At 60.1% G+C, this 21,983-nt stretch carries 21 protein-coding genes; 9 read left to right on the forward strand and 12 right to left on the reverse strand.

All coding sequences use genetic code 11. From position 1 onward, the window contains the following. From ABIN98_RS25780 to ABIN98_RS25800, 5 genes are all read right to left on the reverse strand, one after another. The coding region (locus ABIN98_RS25780; protein ID WP_346914572.1) for a hypothetical protein at nt 1-1,073 on the reverse strand (1,073 nt) is incomplete at its 3' end. A gap of 196 nt (nt 1,074-1,269) precedes the next feature. Further along, on the reverse strand, nt 1,270-1,713 hold the full coding sequence (locus tag ABIN98_RS25785; protein ID WP_346914574.1) for an RT0821/Lpp0805 family surface protein: 444 nt from the start codon (nt 1,711-1,713) through the stop codon (nt 1,270-1,272). Between the two features lie 153 nt (nt 1,714-1,866). Next, the gene (locus ABIN98_RS25790; RefSeq protein ID WP_346914576.1) at nt 1,867-3,273 is read right to left on the reverse strand and encodes an ATP-binding protein; all 1,407 of its coding nucleotides are present in this window, start codon (nt 3,271-3,273) and stop codon (nt 1,867-1,869) included. Further along, nucleotides 3,263-3,931: a response regulator transcription factor gene (locus tag ABIN98_RS25795; protein WP_346914578.1), complete on the reverse strand. Its 669-nt coding sequence runs from the start codon at nt 3,929-3,931 to the stop codon at nt 3,263-3,265. Before ABIN98_RS25795 ends, ABIN98_RS25790 begins: the two co-directional genes overlap by 11 nt. 96 nt (nt 3,932-4,027) lie before the next feature. Further along, nucleotides 4,028-4,282 carry a hypothetical protein gene (locus tag ABIN98_RS25800; RefSeq protein ID WP_346914580.1) on the reverse strand — a complete coding sequence of 85 codons (255 nt, stop codon included), beginning with the start codon at nt 4,280-4,282 and terminating at the stop codon, nt 4,028-4,030. A 248-nt stretch (nt 4,283-4,530) separates the two neighbouring features. Between ABIN98_RS25800 and ABIN98_RS25805 the strand changes: the two genes are divergently transcribed. Then, nucleotides 4,531-5,280 carry a DUF1194 domain-containing protein gene (locus tag ABIN98_RS25805; protein WP_346914624.1) on the forward strand — a complete coding sequence of 250 codons (750 nt, stop codon included), beginning with the start codon at nt 4,531-4,533 and terminating at the stop codon, nt 5,278-5,280. Here the strand turns inward: ABIN98_RS25805 and ABIN98_RS25810 are convergent. The 3 genes from ABIN98_RS25810 to ABIN98_RS25820 form a co-directional block, all read right to left on the reverse strand. Continuing rightward, nucleotides 5,265-5,960, reverse strand: coding sequence for a YafY family protein (locus ABIN98_RS25810; RefSeq protein ID WP_346914582.1), 696 nt, complete (start codon nt 5,958-5,960; stop codon nt 5,265-5,267). The genes ABIN98_RS25805 and ABIN98_RS25810 overlap by 16 nt on opposite strands. Before the next feature lie 10 nt (nt 5,961-5,970). Continuing rightward, complete coding sequence (locus ABIN98_RS25815; RefSeq protein WP_346914584.1) at nt 5,971-6,342, reverse strand: VOC family protein; 372 nt, start codon at nt 6,340-6,342, stop codon at nt 5,971-5,973. 104 nt (nt 6,343-6,446) lie between these two features. Further along, nucleotides 6,447-8,882, reverse strand: coding sequence for a methyl-accepting chemotaxis protein (locus ABIN98_RS25820; protein ID WP_346914586.1), 2,436 nt, complete (start codon nt 8,880-8,882; stop codon nt 6,447-6,449). Nucleotides 8,883-9,289: 407 nt separating this feature from the next. Between ABIN98_RS25820 and ABIN98_RS25825 the strand changes: the two genes are divergently transcribed. Continuing rightward, nucleotides 9,290-9,544, forward strand: a complete 255-nt coding sequence (locus ABIN98_RS25825) for a YdcH family protein (RefSeq protein ID WP_346914588.1) — start codon at nt 9,290-9,292, stop codon at nt 9,542-9,544. 797 nt (nt 9,545-10,341) lie between these two features. Continuing rightward, nucleotides 10,342-10,704, forward strand: a complete 363-nt coding sequence (locus ABIN98_RS25830) for a hypothetical protein (protein WP_346914590.1) — start codon at nt 10,342-10,344, stop codon at nt 10,702-10,704. Nucleotides 10,705-10,749: 45 nt separating this feature from the next. Here the strand turns inward: ABIN98_RS25830 and ABIN98_RS25835 are convergent, their stop codons facing one another. After that, on the reverse strand, nt 10,750-11,166 hold the full coding sequence (locus ABIN98_RS25835; protein ID WP_346914592.1) for a secondary thiamine-phosphate synthase enzyme YjbQ: 417 nt from the start codon (nt 11,164-11,166) through the stop codon (nt 10,750-10,752). Nucleotides 11,167-11,361: 195 nt separating this feature from the next. Between ABIN98_RS25835 and ABIN98_RS25840 the strand changes: the two genes are divergently transcribed. The 3 genes from ABIN98_RS25840 (at nt 11,362) to ABIN98_RS25850 (ending at nt 14,927) form a co-directional block, all read left to right on the forward strand. Continuing rightward, a complete protein-coding gene (locus ABIN98_RS25840; RefSeq protein ID WP_346914594.1) occupies nt 11,362-12,651 on the forward strand; it encodes a glycosyltransferase in 1,290 nt (429 codons plus the stop codon). A gap of 75 nt (nt 12,652-12,726) precedes the next feature. Continuing rightward, complete coding sequence (locus tag ABIN98_RS25845) at nt 12,727-14,355, forward strand: FMN-binding glutamate synthase family protein (RefSeq protein ID WP_394701624.1); 1,629 nt, start codon at nt 12,727-12,729, stop codon at nt 14,353-14,355. 350 nt (nt 14,356-14,705) lie between these two features. Beyond that, nucleotides 14,706-14,927: a hypothetical protein gene (locus ABIN98_RS25850; protein ID WP_346914596.1), complete on the forward strand. Its 222-nt coding sequence runs from the start codon at nt 14,706-14,708 to the stop codon at nt 14,925-14,927. Nucleotides 14,928-15,037: 110 nt separating this feature from the next. Here ABIN98_RS25850 and ABIN98_RS25855 read toward each other — a convergent pair whose 3' ends face one another. Next, nucleotides 15,038-16,522, reverse strand: coding sequence for a PAS domain-containing protein (locus tag ABIN98_RS25855; RefSeq protein WP_394701625.1), 1,485 nt, complete (start codon nt 16,520-16,522; stop codon nt 15,038-15,040). 361 nt (nt 16,523-16,883) lie between these two features. After that, nucleotides 16,884-17,390 carry a YcgN family cysteine cluster protein gene (locus tag ABIN98_RS25860; RefSeq protein ID WP_346914600.1) on the reverse strand — a complete coding sequence of 169 codons (507 nt, stop codon included), beginning with the start codon at nt 17,388-17,390 and terminating at the stop codon, nt 16,884-16,886. A 79-nt stretch (nt 17,391-17,469) separates the two neighbouring features. On the opposite strand from ABIN98_RS25860, the gene ABIN98_RS25865 reads away from it, so the two are divergent. Genes ABIN98_RS25865 through ABIN98_RS25875 form a run of 3 tightly spaced genes read left to right on the forward strand, consistent with a single transcriptional unit; the run spans nt 17,470 to nt 21,013 of the window. Beyond that, nucleotides 17,470-19,722: a PBP1A family penicillin-binding protein gene (locus tag ABIN98_RS25865; RefSeq protein ID WP_346914602.1), complete on the forward strand. Its 2,253-nt coding sequence runs from the start codon at nt 17,470-17,472 to the stop codon at nt 19,720-19,722. Continuing rightward, complete coding sequence (locus ABIN98_RS25870) at nt 19,719-20,393, forward strand: DUF1214 domain-containing protein (protein ID WP_346914604.1); 675 nt, start codon at nt 19,719-19,721, stop codon at nt 20,391-20,393. Before ABIN98_RS25865 ends, ABIN98_RS25870 begins: the two co-directional genes overlap by 4 nt. Further along, nucleotides 20,390-21,013, forward strand: a complete 624-nt coding sequence (locus tag ABIN98_RS25875) for a hypothetical protein (protein ID WP_346914606.1) — start codon at nt 20,390-20,392, stop codon at nt 21,011-21,013. The genes ABIN98_RS25870 and ABIN98_RS25875 overlap by 4 nt, the downstream gene beginning before the upstream one ends. A gap of 15 nt (nt 21,014-21,028) precedes the next feature. Here ABIN98_RS25875 and ABIN98_RS25880 read toward each other — a convergent pair whose 3' ends face one another. Further along, entirely contained in the window at nt 21,029-21,898 is an 870-nt protein-coding gene (locus ABIN98_RS25880; protein ID WP_346914608.1) for a hypothetical protein, read from the reverse strand. Between the last annotated feature and the right edge of the window lie 85 nt (nt 21,899-21,983).

Genomic DNA, 21,983 nt, shown 5'->3' on the forward strand with positions numbered 1-21,983 from the left:
AGCGCCCGGCGCACGGCGCCGTGGGCATTGTTCAGTTCGCGGGTCACCACTTCGGAGATATTGCGTTTCGTGCCCGAAAGCCGCTTGTGCCAATCGCCTGTCTGGGACAGGTCCATGTCCAGTTCCACGCCACGCACGAGGCTGTGGTATTCGGAGAGCGCCTGGGAGAAAGCGACCGGATCCGGATTGTTTTTCCGGTGCTCCAGCGCCAGAACGTTCAGCCGTTCGGCCTCGCTCATGACGACGTCGACGAAGGGAGCGAATTGCGAAGCGCTTATCAGCTTCGGATCGTCCGTCCGGGCGAGCCGGCCGGCGAATGTGCAAAGCGCCGACGGTGTATCCGCCCTCTCCAGAAGGGCGGCTGCGACGACCGAAATATGGTCGGGATATTTCGCCGAACATTTGTCGACCAGATTAAGCACATCGGTGTCGACCTTGATGCGGTTCTCGCTGAGGGTTTCCGGCACCATATTCAGGAACGGCATCAGCCAGCGTTCGGCAGCCAGGATCTTGTGAATGTCTTTCAGATCCGCAATGCCGCGCTCTCCACCCATCTCGATGGACAGGCGGCGGCGTTCCTTGTCGGACAGATCTATGCGTTCCAGGGCGGAGCCGACGGCATCAACGGCCCGCCGGCGCAGCGCGTGGACGAAATTGTCGAGCCGTTCCTCGCTGACCGTTTCCTTTTCAGCCTCCTCCAGAACCCGTCTGACGTCGCCCGGAAGCACATCCCGACCGATCCATTGCCAGACGCGGTCCAAATGCGGCCGGTAGACCCGGCCCTCCTGCCGGTTGGGAAGGTTCTCATTGATCAGGAATTCTTCGAGCGGCGTGAAGAACATCCGCTGAACCTGATTGCGGCGAAGCGCGCCGCCGCGAGCAACCGCTGCCTCTGCCTCCCTCGGATCGCGCAGAAGCTGCAAGGAGGCGGCCAGGATCAGTTCGAGGTGAGGATCTTTCAATCCGGAATCCCTGGACTTCTCCAGTTTGCGGACAAGATTTTCCACGGCCTGCGGACTAAGCCCCTGCAGGTATGTGGTGATCTTGTTGGTCAGCAATTCCGTTTCAGTCATGATCCGCGATCGGCCGGACTATTCCGATTACATCGCACCCTAAAGGCAGAACGCTTAAACAAAGGTTGAAGGATTCCTTATCACTTTCGCAAAGCGGGACTGAAAGTTGCTTTTGGTGCAATAACTTAACGGAACACCCGGTTAAACCCGGATGGTTTTACCCAAAATGAGAGCGATTTTTATCGAACTTGCGGGTTCAACTCAGGGTGCGCCATGAGCCGTCATCTTCCTGACAGGCCGTGCCACGGGCCGTCATCACGGCGCCGTTCAGGGTCATCTCATGGGTAAATTCGCGGCACGACGTATCGTTGACCTGATAGACCGGTCCGGGGCGGACCTGGCCGCTGCGACCGGTCTTGTCGTTTTCCCAGGAAACCGCCACGCCGACGCCATTGGCACGCAAAGCGCGCCGCTGCGCTTCTGCGGCGGCCCTCCGGTCGGAGGCTTCCAGCGACTGGCCGAACTCGTTGCTCTGCAAAAGCGCGATCGCCGCACCGGCTTCGCTCCGTCCGACCGAATTCGGCGAACCGGAGGAAGAGCTCCAGAAGCCGAGGTCATGGCTTCCCGTGCCGGGCGTGCTGCTGCAGGCAGTCAGGCCGGCCAGGATAAGAACGAGCACAGATGTGTTGCGCAGGCGCATGCATCACTCCGTCGATCTGCGGCCGGTTTGCTGAATCACCCGGCCCGCGATCATGTTGTAGGCGAAGTTTATGGCCTAACTGGGCCCATAATGGTAAATTTTCGCCACATTATTCGTTTCGCCTCAATTAAAATAGGCGTGAGCGGATCTCGATTAAAGGGCCGGAAGCACCAGACGGGTCCTCAGACCTCCGATTTTGGCACGGTCCAATTCCAATCGCCCGCCGTAAAGGGCTGCAAGGTCGGCCACAATCGACAGGCCCAGCCCCGTTCCTGGAACCGTCTCGTCCAGACGGCGTCCGCGTTTGACCGCTTCCTTGCGTTCCTCCTCGCTCAGGCCCGGACCGTCGTCCTCGACCACGAGTTCGAACATGGATCTGGCGGACCCGCCTTCGCTTATCGTGCGAACCGTGACCGTCACTTGAGAGGACGCCCATTTGCAGGCATTGTCGATAAGATTGCCGGCCATTTCCTCCATATCCTGCTGCTCGCCGCGGAACCGGATTCCGCCGGAGATGGACGGTTCCACCTCGATGCCACGCCCCTGATAGATCTTATCCATGGCCCGCACGAGACGGTTCAGGACGGGCTCGACCTCGCAGGACACGCCGATGACCCGCCGCTGCGCGGCCATCCGGGCACGTTCCAGATGATGCTGGATCTGGGTCGACATGACCGCCGCTTGTTCGCCGACCTTGTCGGCGAGCGGACCCGGATTGGCCCGCGCCTCGTTGGCGATCACCGATAGCGGTGTTTTCAGGCCATGGGCCAGATTGCCGACATGGGTTCGGGCCCGTTCGACAATCTCCCGGTTCGACAGAATCAGGGCATTGAGTTCCACGGCCAGCGGCGCGATTTCGCGCGGCAGGTTTTCATCAATGCTTTCGGCGTCGCCCATACGCACCGCGGACAACGACGCGCGCAGGCGGGACAGCGGCCGGAGGCCGACGCGCACCTGCAGGAAGATCGCGCCGACGAGCCCGGCGCCGAAGATCAGCAACGTCAGTCCGACCTGGCGTGCGAACTGGCTGACCTCCTCGCGGAAACCGGCCGTCTCGGCGGCGACGGCGATCACGTAAGCCACGTTTTCGATCGTGATCCGGCTTTGCAGAAAACGAACTTCCTCCTTCCTGGGACCTTCCGCGAACCCGCTCAGACTTTCCTGGGTGCCCAGCGGGGGCATGATCAGCGGATCCCCGACCAGCGAGGGCGAGGCAAACAGGATGGTGCTCTCATCGGCTTTGCGGACGGTCCAGTACCAACCGGACAGAGGCAGGGCAAAGCGCGGCTCGGGCAAGCTTTCCGGCCGTTGCACGCCGGGCGTGGCGCCGCCGGTCGTATCGGGCGACACCATTTCACCTATAATCGTGTTCAGATGGACTTCCAGCTGAGAATCGAAGGCGCGCTCTCCCGCTGCCCGATAGAGGCCGACGAGAATGAAACCCGCAATGACGAGGGCAAGCGTCGACCAGACCGCCGCGAACAGCACTAGACGTCCGGCAAGAGACCGTTGGCGCACAGGTGCGGCCAGAATAGGCTCGGTCTGAGGTTCAGCCGTCAACGGCCTCTCCCAGCCGATAGCCGAGACCGCGGATGGTTTCGATCATGTCCGACCCGATTTTCTTGCGCAGCCGTCCGACGAAGACTTCGACCGTGTTGGAATCCCTGTCGAAATCCTGCTCGTAGAGATGCTCGGTCAGTTCGGTGCGCGAGATCACCTTGCCCTGGTGATGCATCAGGTAGGACAGGAGCCGGTATTCGTGGCTGGTCAGCTTGATCGGCGTCCCGTCCACCGTGACACGCCCGGCGCGCAGATCCAGCCGCACCGAGCCACAGGTGATTTCGTTGGAGGCATGCCCAGCGGCCCGGCGCACAAGGGCGCGCACGCGAGCCAGCACTTCCTCCATGTGAAAGGGCTTGGCGACATAATCGTCGGCACCCGCATCGATGCCCGCCACCTTGTCGGACCAGCGATCACGCGCCGTCAGGATCAGGACCGGCATCGTCCGACCGTCCCGGCGCCAGTTTTCCAACACCGACAACCCGTCGAGCTTCGGCAGGCCGAGATCGAGGACGACCGCGTCATAGGGTTCGGTATCGCCCATGAAATGCCCCTCCTCGCCGTCATAAGCGGTATCGACCGCATATCCGGCCTCCGTCAGCGCCGTCACGAGCTGGCGGTTGAGGTCGGCATCATCTTCGACAACAAGAATTCGCATAACGTCTTTTCTCACATGAAAATTCGGACCGTGCGGAACAGTAGCCGGAGCTGTGGCGGAAATATGTGATCCGCGCCACAGAGTTCGCTCCGGATATCAGCGGCTGGCATTTACGGTTCTGGTTACCACCTGACCGTTTACCCTTACGGACAGGCGATAGACATAGCCGCCGCCCTGCTGGCAGAGCTCAGCCTTGACGATTTCGCCGCCCGCGGCCCCTGCGACCGACCCGAGCGACTTGGCCTTTCCGCTTGCCACGGCTTCGCGTGCCTGCGCCTGGGACAGGCACTGGGCATTTGCCGGCGCCGTTGCGGCGAGCACAAGGACCAGAAAGATGACTAGACGTTTCAAGGGACATATCCCTTCAGTTGCGGTTTCTGTCCGCCGGCGACACGACTTCCCGGCGATGTTGGCTTCTTTTTAGACGGGGCCAACTGAATGCAACATGAACACGAGGTTCATCCAGCGTGCAAACCTTAAATCCTTCCGGTTTGCGCAATCAGGCAAAACCACACTAAGCTTCTCTATCGGAAAAAATGTCAGGCCCCTCCGCCGGGGGAGCGCCCAAGGCCGACCAGACAGGAGCTTTGAGACCATTGATGCCGCATTCGTGGAAAAGACCAGGGCGGACAGTTCTCGCCAAGTCCCTTGCCCTGCTGGCGTTCACTGGCCTCCTGTCCGCAATCGCGCCGAAGCCGGTGTCCGCCTGTCCCCTGGCCCTCATCATCGCGATGGACGGCTCTTCCAGCGTCGATGCCCGCGAACACGCGCTTCAGCTTCAGGGGCTGGCCCATGCGCTTCAAGACCCGGAGGTCATCGACGCAATCTCCGCCGTCGGCGGCATCTGGTTTTCCAGCTTCGAGTGGAGCGGTCGCTATCAGCAGGTCATTCAGGTGGACTGGTCTTTTCTGGACGGAGAAGAAAGCGCGAAAGCGGCAGCCGGCAAGCTCGCCCGGTCCAGACGGGGTTTCAACGAATTTCCGACGGCGCTCGGTTACGCACTCGGATACGCTGCGGTTCATCTGAACAAGGCACCTGAGAAATGCGCCCGCCGTGTCATCGACGTGGCCGGCGACGGCGTCAATAACGAAGGCTTCGGTCCGGCCAGCGCCTATGACGCCTTTCCCTTCGAGGGGATCGTCGTCAACGCACTGGCGATCAAGGGTGCGAAACCGGATCCGGTCGCCTATTACCGCCACAGGGTCATCCGCGGCCCCGGTGCCTTCGTCGAGGTGGCCAGCGGGTTCGACGATTATGCCGCTGCCATGAAACGCAAGCTTCTGCGGGAAGTCGGCACCGGCTACTACACGGAGCTTCAGCCGGATAAAATTGTTCAGGGCTTGCGATAACCCGTCTCTTCCATCTTCCGATAGAAATCCCTGAGGGTCGTGCCCGGTTCCGGGCGGAACGTATCCCCGGTCTCGGTCATGCCGGCGATCCGGTCGAGGCGGAACATCCGGAAATCCTCGCGCAGCTCGCACCAGGCGACCAGCGTCCACACCTTGCCCCAGAACCACAGCCCCAGAGGGCGCACCGTCCGGTCCGTCTTCGCCTCGGACGCGTCGAGATAAGCCAGCGTCAGGCGCTTGCGCAAATCGGCGGCTTCTTCCAGGCGATCGATCCGTTCGCGCACCTCCGGTGTCATTTCCGGCGCGAAGGCGTGGACCTCGACCTGATTGCTTCTGGTGCGCGCCTTGTCCGGCAGGACGGCGTCGATCTTGATCAGCGCCTCTTCCGCCGCCCTTGCCATGTCCGCCCCGCCCCAGGCGCGAATGAGCCGGGCGCCCGCGACCAGGGCAACAATTTCGTCACGGGAGAACATCAGAGGCGGCAGGTCGTAACCGTCGCGCAGGATATAGCCGACCCCGGCCTCGCCATCGATCGGAACGCCGGAAGACTGCAGATCGGCGATGTCGCGATAGATGGTGCGCTCGGACACTTCAAGCCATTCGGCAAGCTGCCGGGCGCGGACGAGCCGGCCGCCGCGCAGATACTGCACGATCTGAAACAGGCGGTCGGCACGTCTCATCTCTATTTCCTTACGACTGGAACAGGCCGACGGAGTTGCCGTCGGGGTCGAGGCCATAGGCGAACCGGCCGGCGGGGATGGCAATCGGATCGGAGACGATCTCACCGCCCGCCTTCACGAAACGGTCCATCGTCGCTTCGAGGGTGTCCGGGCAGGCCAGATGAACTGTCGGGCCTGTTCCCTTTGCCGGCGGCTTTCCGGGATAGAGGTGTCCGGCACACCCCTTGCCATCTGCCGTCGGAAACATGGCTATGGGGTTGGAGCCCATATCTTCCCTGATCAACTCGGTCTGGAAGACATCGTTATAGAAGGCTGTGGCCTTGTCCAGATCGGTGACCGGCAATTCGATCCAGACGGTGAAATTATCGGGTTTGAAAGTCATCGTTGGTCCCTCGTTCGAATGACGACGAGGTGAACATACGGCCCCCCTCCTGACAGCCTTCTGTCAGGAGCAAGTCAGGACGTCCCAATAAAACGCTATCTGTCTCAGGCGGCGAGAAACCGGTCGTCTTCGGCAAGAGCTTCTACAAACTCCACGCCGATGCCTGTGCCCGTGCCGCGTACGACCCGGGCCTGCGTCTGGCGCCCATCCGGAAGGATCAGGGTAATTTCGTCCCCCACCTCGATCCCGTCCACATCGATGATCTGGGCGCCGGTCCGGCTGGTGTCGATCACCTGAGCACTTCTCGTGTGTCCCGATGCGTCGATGATGCTGATGGCGCTGGTTTTGGCAATGCGGAGGGATTGTCGTCGGTCATCGATGTCCCGGGCGACCTCCTGGAGGAACCCTTCGACATCGGACGCCAGGCTCTTGCCCGACGCCGCCACCATGAAGGTTGCCGTGTTCACCGTGCCGGCCTCGCCGCGGGTCTGCTGGATGGCCTCGGCAACCACGTCCATGTTCGCAGCAACGTCATTCGTTCCCTCCGAAGCGCGCCGTGCCGCTTCTGCGATTTCAATCGTTGCCGCCTGCTGTTGACCGACCGCACTGGCGACCGCGGTGGTCAGGTCCCGCATTTCACCGACCCTTTCGGTGATATTGGTGATCGACGAAGCGGCGTCGTGCACCGAGTTCTGGATCCCCTCGACCTGAGAGGAAATTTCGTCCGTCGCCCTGGACGTCTGTTCGGCCAGTTGCTTCACCTCGGACGCCACGACGGCAAATCCGCGTCCGGCTTCACCGGCCCGCGCCGCCTCGATTGTCGCGTTCAGAGCCAGAAGATTGGTCTGTGAGGCAATGTCGCGGATCAGATTGACCACGCTGCCGATATGCTGGGCGGCCTCGGACAGTGCCGCGACATTGCGGTTCGTCGTTTCCGCAGCCTCCACGGTGTGCGCCACGATGCGGCTGGTCGTGTCGGTCTGCCCGGCGATATCGCGGACGATGGCGGCCATTTCCTGTGCCGCCGCCGCAACCGTGCCGACATTCTCCGATGCGCTTGAAGAGGATGAGTGCGCCGTGCCGGCCTTTCCGGCCAGGCTTTCGGTGATTTCATCGAGCACGGTGGAACTCTGGCGCATCATGTCCGCCTGGGCGGTCATGGAAGACAGGCGGTTCGACATGGTTTCGCGGAAACTCTGGATCGCCTGGTTCAGATAGGACTGACGCTGGCGCTCACGGTCCCTTTCCTTCTGCGCCCTGATTTCCAGCTCATTCCTCTGGATGGCGTTTTCACGAAAGACGCCGACGGCACGCACCATGTCGCCGATCTCATCGGTCCGCTCTCCTTCATCAAGATCGATATCCGTCTTGCCGGCGGCCAATGTGTTCATCGCCCCGACAACGGCCCTGATCGGGCGGGTGATGGTACGAGCAGAAAACAGCCCAAGCAGCGCGGATATGCTCAACAACAGAGCACCGGCCAGAAACATTCGGTTTCGCATTTCCAACGCGGGCGCAATAGCTTCATCCACGGCCTGCGCCGCGACGATCACATAGGGGACACCCCGGTAGACGAAGGCCTCGGCATCCATGACCAGTTCGGTGTCGCGGGTCAGCGCACCGTAGCCGAAGGCCGCCTTGTCGGAGAACGCTTTCCGTACGACGTCATCGTCGAGCCTGGTTTGAAGGATGTCGTTGACGTCCGCGGTAAAGGGGGAATCGTTGCGCATCAGGAAGTCGGCACCGACCAGGGCGATTTCGCCGGTTTTGCCCAGGCCCAAATTCTGAGACAGAAGCGCGTTGAAACGGTCGATCGGCATCTGAAAGGCGAGAACGCCGACCACCCTTCCCGTTTCGTCATGGATAGCATGGGCCATGAAACTGGCCGGGGCACCCGCGCTTGGGTCATACGGGCCAAAATCCCGGAAGGAAATCCCGTTCCCGGGCTCGGCACCCAATGCCTCCCGGTAAACGGCTCCCAGGTCGGTTTCCGCCCATTTGCCGCCGCCAATCAGGAAGTTGGTCGCATAGTCCGGCTCTTTGGTTACGCTGTAGAGCAGGTTCCCTTCCGTATCGAACAGGAAGACATCGTAATAGCCCTGCTCCTCCTGAAACTGTCGGAACCAGGGGTGGAATTTCGCGTGCGCATCGTCGTAGGCGGAGCCGGTCTGAGCCTTGTCCAGTTTCTGTTTTTCACCGGCAGGATAGGGATTGTCCTCGGCATAGGCCTTCACCAGCACGGCGGACGGGTCGGCGCCCGTTTGTTCCAAGAGCTGCCAGGTCGCGATCCATTCCCTGACCGCGGCAACTGTACCGGGGTGCTCCGCGATCAGAATCAGTTCGCTTTCAATACTGCGGAGGTAATCCGTAATCTGATCCCGACCGCTGGTCGCCGCCGCTTCAAGACGTGCCTTCGTCAACGAATTCAGTTCAAGACGCGCCGTGAAATAGCTCGCAACACCGATTCCTACCGCGACAATTGCTGCGACACTGACGACCAGCAATGGAACTTTGGCGGACAGACGCAAATTGGTGAACATTCCTGACTCCCGAGACACCGGCCCTTCCGGCCAGATAACCTAAAGGGAGAAGCGTTAACTCAAGATGGATCAGCGCCTAATTCCGAAGGAAATATGTATATTTTTTTGCATATATTGACAATAATACGCACTTGCTCAGATAAAGTTGCCATTTTTACCCATGTAAGAAAATTCAATTCGAAAACATCCAAAGCATTCAATCAGATTTCTGCTTCGCGTTCGATTTTATTATCAGGACCGTTCTTTTCCGACAGAGACGAACAACGAAAATTCAGGTTGGAGACACACCGGACGCCCCCGCCAGACATTTTTCAAAAATTTTTTCTAGAAAACCTGCTTTTTGATCTGCCTCAAGGTGGTACACACCCGGCATCGCCATGTTGGAACACGAAGAGGAGACAACGTATATGAGTCACGTTCCCCACGAATTGCATGAGGAATTTCCGGAGCACGCGGATGCGCTGCACGCCTTGAAGGTGAGCAATGCCCATTTCGCCAAGCTCTCTGACGAATATCACAACGTGAACCGCGAAATTCACCGGATCGAAACCGACATCGAACCGGCCTCTGATGAAGCGCTGGAAGATAAGAAGAAGCAGCGCCTTCATCTGAAAGACCAGATCGCAGCCCTGTTGGCAGCGAGCGAGAGCACCGGCTCCTGAGCCCCTCCTTTTCAGGCCGGTGTTGGAGCCCGCGTCGTCCCCGTCCGACGGCGCGGGCCACTCTTTTTCAGAGGGGCATCTTAAAGGCTCCTCCTCCTCAGCAGCATCACTTCATTGCCGATCCGGTCAGCCGGTTTGCGCATCGTTGCGGACGAAAAAAGGCCGGGCTCTTGATCAAGAACCCGGGCCAGTCTTGGGAGGCATAAGCAACACAACTGGTGTGTTGATTGCACTGTGACTTCCGCGGCTTGCGCGAAGCTTACGCAGCGATAGATAAAGCGTTCCGCCACCCCAAAAAGTGAAAGCCGTTGCAGATCCGACTTCAAGTGCCGCTGAGTCAGATCGATCGGGAAGTGATTCAAGTGCCCTGATCACCTCCCTGATTTTCCGACTCTTTTTCCGTTACTTGAAAAACTGATTCAACACGCTGGCAAACCGATTCAACTGGTTCAGAGGCCGAATCAATTCAACACGGCAAGCGAAGCGAAACCATAAAGGTCGTGACAGGCATCACAGCCGGAGAATCGGATCACAGCTAAGGTCTCTCCATCAACGGAGAAGAGACCCATGTTCCGAACCATCATCACATCCGCCATCGTCGCCTTTGCCGCCATCGCCCCGGTCGGACCGTCGAACGAACGATAAGACGCCAAGCCAAACCCACCGGCCCTGACACGCAATTATTTCAATGGCCACGCCATATTCTCAGGTAGCTGCCACATACCCACCAAGACTTGATTTCGATGGTTCAATGAAGGACTGTCCAGAAGCTCCTGAAGTCGGAATCCGGGTTTTGAATGACAGCCAATTTTGTCGTCGATAGCCTATTTGTCGGGGTTCCTCTCCTAGGCCTCATTGGCCTGATCATTGGATTCGCACTTTGTTTCCGCTACCCGGACAAAAAGCTGTTTTGGTTCCTGATATCACCGTTGAGCTGCATACCCTTGAGCATCTACGCAGCAAATTTTCGTAATCAAGTTCCTGATGCAAACCCGCTTCTCACTTCATTTCTGGCGCTTCAAATCGCCTTTCTGGCGTTTCTCGTCTACTGGATAAAAGCAGCACGCGCCCCGGCGATATTTCTGGCGGTCGCGTCGATCATCTATGCCTGGATAAATGCGTTCTTCGCAGAAATGACGCTGACCGGAATTTGGCTCTAACGCGAGACGTCCACTTCACGGACGTTCTTCTGCATCTCCGCCAGCTCAGCCGAAATGCGCCACCACCTGCCTCTGGTGCGGATGGGTGCGGTGTTCGAACAGATAGATGCCCTGCCAGGTACCGAGCATCATCCTGCCGTTCATGACCGGGATCGACAGCGACACCGGCAGCAGAGCTGCCTTGATATGGGCAGGCATATCGTCCGGACCTTCGAGCGTATGAACCAGATAGTCCATGGACGGATCGTCCGCCCGCGGGACGAGACGTTCCAGAAACGCAGCCAGGTCGCGCTGTACATCCGGATCGGCGTTTTCCTGGATCAGCAGGGAACAGGAGGTGTGGCGAACGAACAGCGTGAGCAGACCGTCCCGCGCGCCTTCGCCCTCCAGCCAGCCGGCCACAGTGCCGGTGAATTCGTAGAGGCCTGCCCCACGGGTCTGAAGCGCGAATACGGTCTGCATGGTGTTGTTCAAGCCCTTGCGTGCTAGGGTCAGGACAGAAATGTCCTGATCAGCTTCGTTCTATTGGCGGGGACCGACCCTGTAAATCGCGTCGCCTTTGACAGTGGGGACCAGCAGCTGTTGCACCCACCGCCGGTATGCCTGCATGGTGCCAATGCCCGTTCCCACCCGCAAACCTGCTCCGTGAGCCTGTAAATGTCTCCCGCCAAGAAGAAAATCCTGATCCTGACCCTTGGCACGCGGGGCGATGTGCAACCCTTCGCTGCCGTTGCGCAGCGGCTCGCCGCAAGTGGCCACGACGTAGTGCTATCGAGCGGTCAGGGGTTTGAGGAAATGATCGCCGCGGCAGGCGCAACGTCACGGCCTGTTTCCCTCAATTATGAGGACCTCGTTACCCAGCCTAACGTCAAAGAGGCCCTGCACAGCGTTGTCGGCATGGTCAAGATTGCGCGCTGGGGCCTCCAGGTCCAGCGCCGGATTGCTGAAGAGTTGTGGCAGATCGGGCTCGATACCCGGCCGGACCTGATCCTCTTCAATCCAAAGGGCGTTGTAGGCACGCTGCTCGGGCGCGCCCTGAAGGTTCCAGCCATTCCGGTCATGATGCAGCCGCTGTTTTCCGTGACCGGCGCCTTTCCACCGCAAATGTTCAATCTGCCGAACCTGGACCCGGCTCTCAACCGGCTACTGCACCGAGCGTTCATTGCCCTGCTTGACAAAGGCATGCGACCATCGCTGAAGTCGGTTCTCGGCCGTCTTTCCCCCGACTTTCCGGCAGACCGGCTGTTGTCAGGCCACCTGCCTTCCGGCGCCCCCGCGCCAAGACTGCAGGCCTATAGTGCGACCTTGACGGGCATTTCGGACGACTGGCCATCGACTGATCCCGTGACCGGTTACTGGTTCAAGGATCCTGATCCCGATTACGTCCCGCCCAAAGATCTGGCGACCTTTCTGGATGCCGGTCCTGCCCCTGTCTATGTGGGCTTCGGCAGCATGCCAAGCCGAAAACCGGCGGAGCTGACCAGAACGATCCTTGACGCGATCGAGGCAACCGATATCCGGGCGATTGTGGCACTCGGTTGGGGCGGACTTGAGGCCGGAGCCTTGCAGCCGAGGCTCAGGGAGCGGGTTCACGTGCTGAAATCGGTCCCCCATTCCTGGCTTTTTCCGCATTGCGCGGCCGTCGTCCACCATGGCGGGGCCGGCACCACCCACGAAGGTCTCAGATGGGGCCGGCCAAGCCTGGTTTGCCCCGTCTTCGGCGATCAGCCCTACTGGGGCCGGCAGGTGGCACGGTTGGGCGCGGGTCCGCCCCCTCTTCGCGCTAAAAAACTGACAGCGGACAAGCTCGCAGGGGCATTGCGGGATCTGGAGACCCCCGACTATGCCAAAGCCGCGGCAAGGATCGCGGAAAAAATGGCAGCGGAAGGGGGCGTCGATGAAGCCGCAACCCGGCTGGAAGCCGTCCTGGCCGGAGACGTCCGTTAACCGGAACCGTTGCACTTTCGAAAGACTTTGCCTCTAGGATCATCATCAAAGACCGATTGCCAGGATCCCGCCGTAATGCTTCAGCCCCGCTATGCCGTCTTTCTCGGCCTCCTTGTTTTCACTGCCGTCTTCTTCATCCTGATGATGGCAGTGAACATTCATTTCTTCTGGCCGCTCCTGATCGTTGCGGTCCTGTCCGTCGTCGGCATCCACGACCTGGTACAGACACGTCATTCGATCCTGCGCAACTATCCGGTCATCGGCCACTTCCGCTTCATGTTCGAGGCGATCCGGCCGGAGATGCGGCAGTACTTCTTTGAAAGCAACCAGGACGGCAGGCCGTTCTCACGCGAACGGCGATCCCTGGTCTATGACCGGGCCAAGGATATCGAAGGCAATGTCCCTTTCGGCACCGAATATGACGTCTATGACGACGACTATTCCTGGGTGAACCACTCCATGGTGCCGTCCGGGCACGGCAACGGCGATTTCCGGGTCACCGTCGGCGGACCGGACTGCACCCAGCCCTATTCGGCATCGCTGTTCAATATTTCCGCCATGAGTTTCGGCTCGCTGTCGGCCAACGCCATCCTGGCCCTCAACACCGGCGCCAAGATGGGAGGCTTTGCCCATGACACCGGCGAAGGAAGCGTCTCGCGCTACCATCGGCAGGGCGGCGGCGACCTGATCTGGGAGCTCGGTTCCGGCTATTTCGGCTGCCGCGCCGATGACGGGACCTTCGATCCGGAGAAATTCGAGGCACAAGCCAAGAGCGATCAGATCAAGATGATCGAGATCAAGCTCAGCCAGGGAGCCAAACCAGGCCACGGCGGCGTCCTGCCCGCTCCCAAGGTCACCGAAGAGATCGCCGAAGCCCGCGGTATCCCGGTCGGTGTGGAATGCGTCTCCCCCGCCGGTCATTCCGCCTTTTCCACACCCCTGGAGCTGATGGAGTTCATCGCCACCTTGAGAAAGCTTTCCGGTGGCAAGCCGGTCGGCTTCAAGCTCTGCCTCGGCCATCGCTGGGAATTCATGGCCATCGCCAAGGCCATGCTCAAGACCGGTATCAAACCCGACTTCATCGTGGTCGATGGAGCTGAAGGCGGTACCGGGGCGGCACCTGTGGAATTCACCAACCGGCTCGGCACGCCGCTGCGTCAGGGACTGACCTTCGTGCATAATGTGCTGGTCGGCACCGGGTTGAGGAACGATATCCGGATCGGCGCCAGCGGCAAGCTGATCAGCGCCTTCGACATCGCCGGCGTCCTGTCGCTCGGCGCCGACTGGGTCAACTGCGCCCGTGGCTTCATGTTCGCACTCGGCTGTATCCAGTCGCAAAGCTGCCATACCAACCGCTGCCCGACCGGGGTCGCGACCCAGGACAAGAAGCGGCAGGAGGCGCTGGTCGTCCCGGACAAGGCGACGCGCGTCTTCAACTTCCACCGCAACACCTTGAAAGCCGTAGCCGAATTCACGGCCGCCGCCGGTCTTCACCACCCGAAGGAATTCCGACCCGAGTTCATTTATCTGCGCGAAGGTCACCGCCAGGTGTTGCCGGCAAGCGCGGCCATGACATGGCTGCGGGAGGGGCAGCTGCTCGAAGACGAAGACATCCCGGGGTTCACGACCTACTGGATGATGGCCCAGGCGGAAAGCTTCGATCCGCTCAAGACGGTCTCGGAGGTCAAGCAGGCTGACAGCTGATAACTTGCGGGAGGTATCTGCCCGTCACGGATGACAACGGGCTGGGCTTGCCGGTTTTACCCTGCCGTGGATCGCCACGGGTACGGCAGACAGTCCCGAATTTTTGGCTTCAGGCTGCCGACTCGACCACAGATTGAAATAAAAAAATCTGCCTTTCGTAGAATTACCACAGTTCAACTTCCTGAAAACGTATTTGTTTACAATGCGTTTGTAACAAACCAATCACTTCCCCTGCAAATTTCCTGTTTTTGATAATTGTGGGATCGACTCGCCTCCATTTTTTCTTAAAATCAATTTCGTGATGCACCGCACCCTCCCATGCGGCGCCACAACAAACAGGACCAGACCACATGCTGTACACTGCCTACGTGGCCGTGTGCCTTGCATCCGTACCGGTCCAGGACTGCAATCGGAACACGGCGCTCGACTGGATGGTGGCGCCGGGGCAGTATTCCCTGTCTTATTGCATGGTCCATGGACAACAGTATGCCGCCACATCCGGCATCGTTCACGACGGCGAAATCGTGAAGGTCTACTGCAAGGCACCCAGCCAGTTCAAAACGACTGGCTAACCGGCCCCTTCCCTGACGCCAAAAAAAATCCGGACAGCCTGATCGGCGGTCCGGATTTTTATCTTCGGCCCGAAACGGACGAGCCCCACGCTCCGATGCCGGCCTTACGCCTAGACGAGCGTCCTGGACGCGTCCCGGACCTTGTTCATGGCCATTTCGACGTTGTTCGTGGAACCGGAAATCTCTGTCAGGTTCTGGGTGATCGACTGCACGCCTTCCGAGGCCATCTGCATGTTGCCGGAAATCTCCTGGGTCACCGTCGACTGTTCCTCAACGGCAGTTGCGATACCTGCAGAAATATCCCGGAGTTCGCGGATGATCTCGAGGATGGAGGCAATGGCCTCTTCCGAATGGGTCGTGGAACTTTGCACGGATTCGATCTGACCCCGGATATCCTCGGTCGCCTTGCTGGTCTGGGACGCCAGGCTCTTCACTTCCGAAGCCACCACGGCAAACCCCTTGCCGGCTTCCCCTGCGCGGGCGGCCTCGATGGTGGCATTCAGGGCGAGCAGGTTGGTCTGATTGGCGATGCTTTCGATCAGTTCGATCACCTCGCCGATCTTCTGGGAATCGTCGGCAAGCCGCGACATGATCCGGCTTGAGCTGTCGGCCTTGTCGACCGCGCTTTCGGAGATCCTCATCGCCTGGGTCACCTGGCGGCCGATTTCCTGGATCGACGCCACCAGTTCTTCCGAAGCCGCCGCGACCGTCTGGACGCTGGCCGCGGCCTGGGTCGATGCGCTGGAGGCGCTTGCCGCCTGACCGTTCGTCTGCGTTACGGAATCAGCCATGGAGGCGAGGTCCGCGTCGATGCCTGCCTGCACCTTGCGGCGGCGCAGCCGCTCCTTCATCTGTTCGGTGATGTCGGTCGCGAACTTGACCACCTTTCGGGGCCTGCCCTCCATGTCGAAGATCGGGTTATAAGTCGCCTGAATCCAGACCTCCTCGCCGTTCTTGCCAATCCGCTTGAACTCACCGGACTGGAATTTCCCGCTGCGCAGCTTTTCCCAGAAAGTGCCATATTCCGCACTCTTGGCTTCCGCAGGGTCCATGAAAATCCGGTGATGCTTGCCCTTGATCTCATCGAGACGGTAACCCACAGCGGACAGAAAATTGTCGTTGGTGGTCAGGATCGTGCCGTCGAGCTCGAACTCGATGACAGCCTGGGAGCGGCTTATCGCATCGATCTGCCCCTGAATTTCGGCTTCACGCAATTTTTCGGCAGTCGTATCGACCGCAATCTTCACCACCTTGACGACTTTTCCCGCCTTGTTGAACACGGGATTATAGGATGCCTGAATCCAGACTTCCCGTCCGCCCTTGGCAATGCGGCGAAATTCCGAGGACTGAAATTCTCCCCGCCTCAGCGCCTCCCAAAATGCGTCATAGTCCGGGCTGGCCGCATAGTCCGGATCGACGAACAGGCTGTGCCGCTTCCCGCGAATTTCCTCCAGGTCGTATCCCATGACCTTGAGAAAGTTTTCGTTGGCCGTGAGGATGGTCCCATCCGGTTTGAACTCGATCGTCGCGTTGGACTTCTGCAGCGCCTGCCAGATGGCATCCGCTTCGCCTTGAAATAAGGAATTCAACCGCATAATCCCCCCTTTTTCTCGCAGGAACTTCTTTCAGCAGGCGTATACCCTCATTGAACTGCCGTAGAGAAATTCATATTCGTTTTTTCGTTTAAATTTAATTAAATGAGCGAAAAGACTGGAATTAATAAATGTAACCATAATATATATAGAATATATACCGCTCCTAAAAATTACAACTTACGATAATTCGTTTCAAAGCTAAAAATACTTAAAACGAATAGAGATGACACGATTGGCTCCCAGCCCGATCTACCGCGGGGAAGCCGTCGTTCAGGGACAGAAAGGCCCGTGCGCAAGTGCCCTGGACTTGTTGCTCCTGAACGGCCCGACTTCAAACGCTTCTGATGAATGCGGAGCGTCCTTAGCTGCCGTATCGAGAAGACGCCGCATCGGGCACATCGCCTGGCCAGGTCACGACATGATCCTCGTAGTCCTCGATGGACATGCCGGTTTCGCTGACGATGCGGCCGCGCACGGAAATGCCGGCTTCATGGACCGTGTCGGGATTTCCGGACACGAGCGGATGCCACCAGTAGAGATCCTTGCCCTCACGGACGAGCCGGTAGGCGCAGCTTTGTGGCAGCCAGGTCAGGGTATTGACTTCCTCAACGGTCAGTTGAATGCAGTCGGGCACCGTTGCGGCCCGATTTTCGTAATCCCTGCAGCGGCAGGTGTCGCAATCGAGCAGCTCGCAGGCGACATCGGTCCAGACGATTTCGCCGGTATCCCAGTCTTCCAGCTTGTTCAGGCAGCAGCGGGCGCAGCCGTCGCACAGCGATTCCCACTCCGCCTGGTTCATTTCGTCCAGACGCTTGACCCGCCAGAACGGCGGATCTTCGGGATTTTGCGGCAAGCCAATTGATTTCATCTGCCGTTTCTAGTTCCTTTACGGTAAAACCTTGGGCGCGACCTAACATTGATACCATGGCGCCAGCAAGCAGGATCCGATGGCAAGCGACGACAAGTCCGGAAAAGAACTGCCCGACGGAACGCCGGCTCCGGAAGTGCGTCCTGGCGAACGTCGCCAGGAAAACAGCCTGCCGGACCCGGCAAGGCCGTCACGCAGACGGTCGCTATCGATGTTTTTCCTGTCGGCGGATGCCTGGGTCGACACCTTTCTCTGGCACTTTCTGACCACCCTCCGCCGCGGCTATGAGCGCTATGACGTCTTCCTGCGCCGGTTCCGCGCGCGCGGCATCTGGCGCGCATTGAACGAACTGGCCTGTGACGGTCTCACCTACGGTCTGGCCGGGCTGGTGGTCATGCTCGCGTTCGCCCAGCCGGCAATGGAGGCTACACGCCATTCGGACTGGCGCACGACGGACGATTTCGCCGTGACCTTCCTCGACCGCTTCGGCAAGGAGATCGGCAAGCGCGGCATTGTCCTCAACGATACGGTCCCGCTGGACGAAATTCCCGACAGCCTGATCAAGGCGACACTTGCCACCGAGGACCGGCGTTTCTTCTCCCATATCGGCATCGACGTCATGGGCACCTTCCGCGCCATGGTGGAGAACGCCCGGGCAGGCGGCGTCGTCCAGGGCGGGTCGACGATTACCCAGCAGCTTGCCAAGAACCTTTTCCTGTCCAACGAACGGACACTCGCCCGCAAGATCAAGGAGGCCTACCTGGCGCTCTGGCTGGAGGCGAAACTTACCAAGCAGGATATCCTGAAGCTCTATCTCGACCGGGCCTATATGGGTGGCGGCGTGTTCGGCGTGGCAGCCGCGTCCGAATTCTATTTCAACAAGAATGTCCGAGAATTGACGCTCGCGGAAAGCGCAATGCTGGCCGGGCTCTACAAGGCACCTGCCAAATACGCACCGCACATCAACCTGCCGGCGGCGCGCGCCCGCGCCAACGAGGTTCTGACCAATATGGTCCAGGCCAGTCTGTTGACCGAGGGACAGGTGATCGGGGCCAGGCGCCACCCTGCCCTTGCCGTGGACCGGAGCAAGGAGCAGCTGCCGGAATATTTCCTCGACTGGGGACTGGAGGAGGTGAAGAAACTCGCCCGCAGCCATCCCGCCCTGGCACGGGACCGGATCGTCACCGTCAGGACCACGCTTGATCCCGCCTTGCAGAAACAGGCGGATCTCGCCGTGGAATCGGTCCTCAGGGAAAACGGCAAGGCTCGCGATGTCGGCGAGTCGGCCATGGTCGCCATGCAGACGGACGGTGCTGTGGTCGCGATGGTCGGCGGGCAATCTTATGGCGAAAGCCAGTTCAACCGGGCCGTTTATGCCCTGCGCCAGCCCGGATCGTCGTTCAAGCCTTTCGTCTATATCACCGCCTTCATGAACGGCTACACCAAGGACAGCATCGTGCCGGACGCGCCGCTATGCATCGGTAACTGGTGCCCGCGCAATTACGGCCGCAGCTATCGCGGCGCGGTGAACCTGAAACTGGCGCTGACCAAGTCGATAAACGTCGTCCCGGTGCGCCTGGCCCAGGCTATCGGCCGGGAAAAGATCATTGAGACAGCCTATGCAATGGGCCTGAGCCACGAACTGGAAAATGTGGTGACGCTGCCGATCGGGTCGTCAGAAGTCTCGGTCATCGACATGGCAGGCGCCTACTCCGTTTTCGCCAACGGCGGCTACAAGGCGACGCCCTATACGATCCTTGAGGTGAAGAACACCAAGGGCGAAGTGCTCTATGACCATGACCGTGACGAACCGGCGCCCAAGCGGGTGCTGCCGGCCGACAAGGTTGCGGAGATGAACGAAATCCTGGTCAATGTGGTCGAGGCAGGCACCGGCCGCAGAGCCCGGATCGATGGTGTCGTGGCCGCCGGCAAGACCGGCACCACGTCCGCCTACAGGGACGCCTGGTTCGTCGGTTATACCGGCAACTTCACCGCCGCCGTCTGGATGGGCAACGATGATTTCACCTCCACCCGCAGGGTCACCGGCGGCAGCCTCCCGGCCATGGCCTGGCAGAAATTAATGGCCTACGCCCATGAGAATGTCGAATTGACGCCGATGCCCGGCGTGGACGCGGAGAGCCTGAAACGCATTCCGGTCGCAAAGGCGAACGAAGACGAAGACACACGCGTCCAGCCGCGGCTTCTGACCCGGGAAACCCAGGAATTTCTCGAAAGTATAGGCAAGGAACTGAAGGCGCTCGAGCCGGTGGCAACCGTCAGCGAACCGCAAAAGGCATCCCGTCCGACAACCAGCGTGGCGGTCGTGCAATGACGGCTCCCTTGAAGCAATTCGGCGAGGCGGACTGGTACGAAACCGACCTGCCGCCGATCCTGAGGCCACAACGTCCGCGGCCCTTGAGGGCGCTGGCGATCGTTGCCCTGGTCCTGTTTTCGGGCTCGCTGATCGGGATTTCCTCCGCCTATTTCATCATCGAACGGGAACGCCCGCTGATGGCGGTCCGGATCGGCCCATGGGAGACCTATCCTTACGCGGGAACGGCGGAAGCCGATCCCTATTCCGTCGCCATCTACACGCGGGGAGCAAAGATCCCGCTCGCGTCCGGGGAAGGTGTGGACCTGGTCGCCCGCACGGACAGCGCGGGCGATACGCTGCTGCCCATGTGCCGTTACCGTATTCACGGTCAGACACCTACCGCACGCCTGTGGACCCTGACGGCAACCAACGGCTCCGGGCGGCTGGTGGAAACCATGCCGGGGAGAAGCAATCTCACCAGCCGGCAACTGCTGCGCGAACCGGACGGGGAGTTCGAGGTCATTGCGTCCACCACACCCCAACCCGGCAACTGGCTGCCGCTCGCCGCATCCCCCTTCAGTGCTGAAGGACTGCGGTTCAATCTGAGGCTTTACGATGCACCGGTCTCGACCGGCTCCGCGCTCAAGGGGGTTGCCATGCCCGTCATCGACAGGATCGACTGCCTATGATCTCGTCCCGCCTGCCTCGACCGAATGCCCCCCTGCCCGGTTTTGCCAGGTTCCGCGGAGCCCGTCGGGGCGTTTCGGGAAAACTGATCGTCGGCCTCCTGGCGGTCCTCTCTCTTGCTGCCGTCGTCCATATTCTTGTGGTGCTGACGATTCCGCAAAACGCCACCCACAGCGCCTACAGCAACGCGGCCAGGTTCGGCCCGGATCGCGCGTTCAACCTGCTGCCGGACGTGGTTCCCGGCGCCGAGCCCCTACCGGGCCTCGATCCGGCCATGAAACACGCCCTGTGCCGGTACCAGCTCGATGACGGGCCGGTTCTGTTCAATGCCAGCATCCCGGTGCCGTTCTGGTCGATGGGTCTGTTCAATACACGCGGCGACACCGTCTACAGCCTGAACAACCGCACCGCCGGTTCCGAAACCCTGTCCATGCTGGTCCTGACAACGGAACAATTGTCGATCCTGCGCGAGAATCCGCCGGAAAACCTGGACGAACTGATCGTGATCGAAACGGAAGACACGGAAGGGTTCGCCCTGCTGCGCGCCTATGTGCCTCATCCCAGCGAGGCGAAGAAGGTCGGCAAGGCGCTCCAGGCAGCAAGCTGCGGACTGCTGAAATAAGACCGGTCCAGTTCGCTACTTCACCTGCGGCGGACGTTCGGTGCCCCAGCCGGTGTAGATCCTGGACCTCTTCGGATTCTTCTCCAGAGCGCTCCGGTTGTCGGGCGGGCAGCCTTTTTCGGCCAGGATCACCTGGGTTTCCATCTTCTTGATGGCCGTGTTGACCTGCCAGAGACGGTCGCCGGACGGGGTTTCGATCTCCAGGCTGTCGAGCGCGGTCCGGTAGGCCTTGATCCGGTACCTAAGGGCCTGGCCGACCCACTTGATCATCACCTGGTTTTCCCAGACCCGCGCCTTGGCGCCCGCGTAGAGTTCCTCGGTCGTCAGCCTCTTGGCTTCCAGGGCTCGAATGCGCTCCCTGTCGGCATTCGTGACCCTGAGTGCGACCTCGCAGAACGGCCAGACCAGCTTGGTATCGCCCTTGGCATCGGCGGTGATCCGATCGTAGCGGGCATCGCTGGACTTGAACCTGTCGGATCTCAGAAAGATGTAATAGAGGTCAGGCGGAACACGGCCCTCCACCTCAGGAAGGACGCGCGTGCGCGCCAGCTCCACGACCGTTCCGCCGATCCAGTCCTTCGTCCACGGAGGACGGATCAGGGTCCAGCCGCGGTCCCGCAGCAGCTTTTCGTCATTGGTGTAATTGAATTTGGAAACCGGGTCGCCGCGATTGCGTGCCGCCAGTTCGCCGACCTCAGGCATGACCCTGTCATGGATGACTGACGGTCGAGCCCGGTCGAAATCTCCTGTCGGCCGGGTACAGCCGGCGCCGAGTGCACACAGAAGCGCTGCCGTGACATGGGCACAGCGTGTGAGCCCGGGCCTGACCGGCACCCGCTTCGTCAGGCGCGCAGACCCCGCCTGGCCCATATTGTTCATGCCCATCGGGCGGTCTCCGGACCTTGGCCACTACAGCCTGATGTCAGCCGGAGACTTGTTATCCGCTAGTCGCGATCTGGAACGGCAGGTC

Source organism: uncultured Roseibium sp. (assembly GCF_963675095.2).
GTDB lineage: Bacteria > Pseudomonadota > Alphaproteobacteria > Rhizobiales > Stappiaceae > Roseibium.

Bases quoted from the DNA above. Each gene is read 5' to 3' on its own strand.
- ABIN98_RS25785 (WP_346914574.1), bottom strand. From the start codon at position 1,713: ATGCGCCTGCGCAACACATCTGTGCTCGTTCTTATCCTGGCCGGCCTG.
- ABIN98_RS25795 (WP_346914578.1), bottom strand. From the start codon at position 3,931: ATGCGAATTCTTGTTGTCGAAGATGATGCCGACCTCAACCGCCAGCTC.
- ABIN98_RS25805 (WP_346914624.1), top strand. From the start codon at position 4,531: ATGCCGCATTCGTGGAAAAGACCAGGGCGGACAGTTCTCGCCAAGTCC.
- ABIN98_RS25810 (WP_346914582.1), bottom strand. From the start codon at position 5,960: ATGAGACGTGCCGACCGCCTGTTTCAGATCGTGCAGTATCTGCGCGGC.
- ABIN98_RS25815 (WP_346914584.1), bottom strand. From the start codon at position 6,342: ATGACTTTCAAACCCGATAATTTCACCGTCTGGATCGAATTGCCGGTC.
- ABIN98_RS25820 (WP_346914586.1), bottom strand. From the start codon at position 8,882: ATGTTCACCAATTTGCGTCTGTCCGCCAAAGTTCCATTGCTGGTCGTC.
- ABIN98_RS25825 (WP_346914588.1), top strand. From the start codon at position 9,290: ATGAGTCACGTTCCCCACGAATTGCATGAGGAATTTCCGGAGCACGCG.
- ABIN98_RS25830 (WP_346914590.1), top strand. From the start codon at position 10,342: ATGACAGCCAATTTTGTCGTCGATAGCCTATTTGTCGGGGTTCCTCTC.
- ABIN98_RS25835 (WP_346914592.1), bottom strand. From the start codon at position 11,166: ATGCAGACCGTATTCGCGCTTCAGACCCGTGGGGCAGGCCTCTACGAA.
- ABIN98_RS25840 (WP_346914594.1), top strand. From the start codon at position 11,362: ATGTCTCCCGCCAAGAAGAAAATCCTGATCCTGACCCTTGGCACGCGG.
- ABIN98_RS25845 (WP_394701624.1), top strand. From the start codon at position 12,727: ATGCTTCAGCCCCGCTATGCCGTCTTTCTCGGCCTCCTTGTTTTCACT.
- ABIN98_RS25850 (WP_346914596.1), top strand. From the start codon at position 14,706: ATGCTGTACACTGCCTACGTGGCCGTGTGCCTTGCATCCGTACCGGTC.
- ABIN98_RS25855 (WP_394701625.1), bottom strand. From the start codon at position 16,522: ATGCGGTTGAATTCCTTATTTCAAGGCGAAGCGGATGCCATCTGGCAG.
- ABIN98_RS25860 (WP_346914600.1), bottom strand. From the start codon at position 17,390: ATGAAATCAATTGGCTTGCCGCAAAATCCCGAAGATCCGCCGTTCTGG.
- ABIN98_RS25865 (WP_346914602.1), top strand. From the start codon at position 17,470: ATGGCAAGCGACGACAAGTCCGGAAAAGAACTGCCCGACGGAACGCCG.
- ABIN98_RS25870 (WP_346914604.1), top strand. From the start codon at position 19,719: ATGACGGCTCCCTTGAAGCAATTCGGCGAGGCGGACTGGTACGAAACC.
- ABIN98_RS25875 (WP_346914606.1), top strand. From the start codon at position 20,390: ATGATCTCGTCCCGCCTGCCTCGACCGAATGCCCCCCTGCCCGGTTTT.
- ABIN98_RS25880 (WP_346914608.1), bottom strand. From the start codon at position 21,898: ATGGGCATGAACAATATGGGCCAGGCGGGGTCTGCGCGCCTGACGAAG.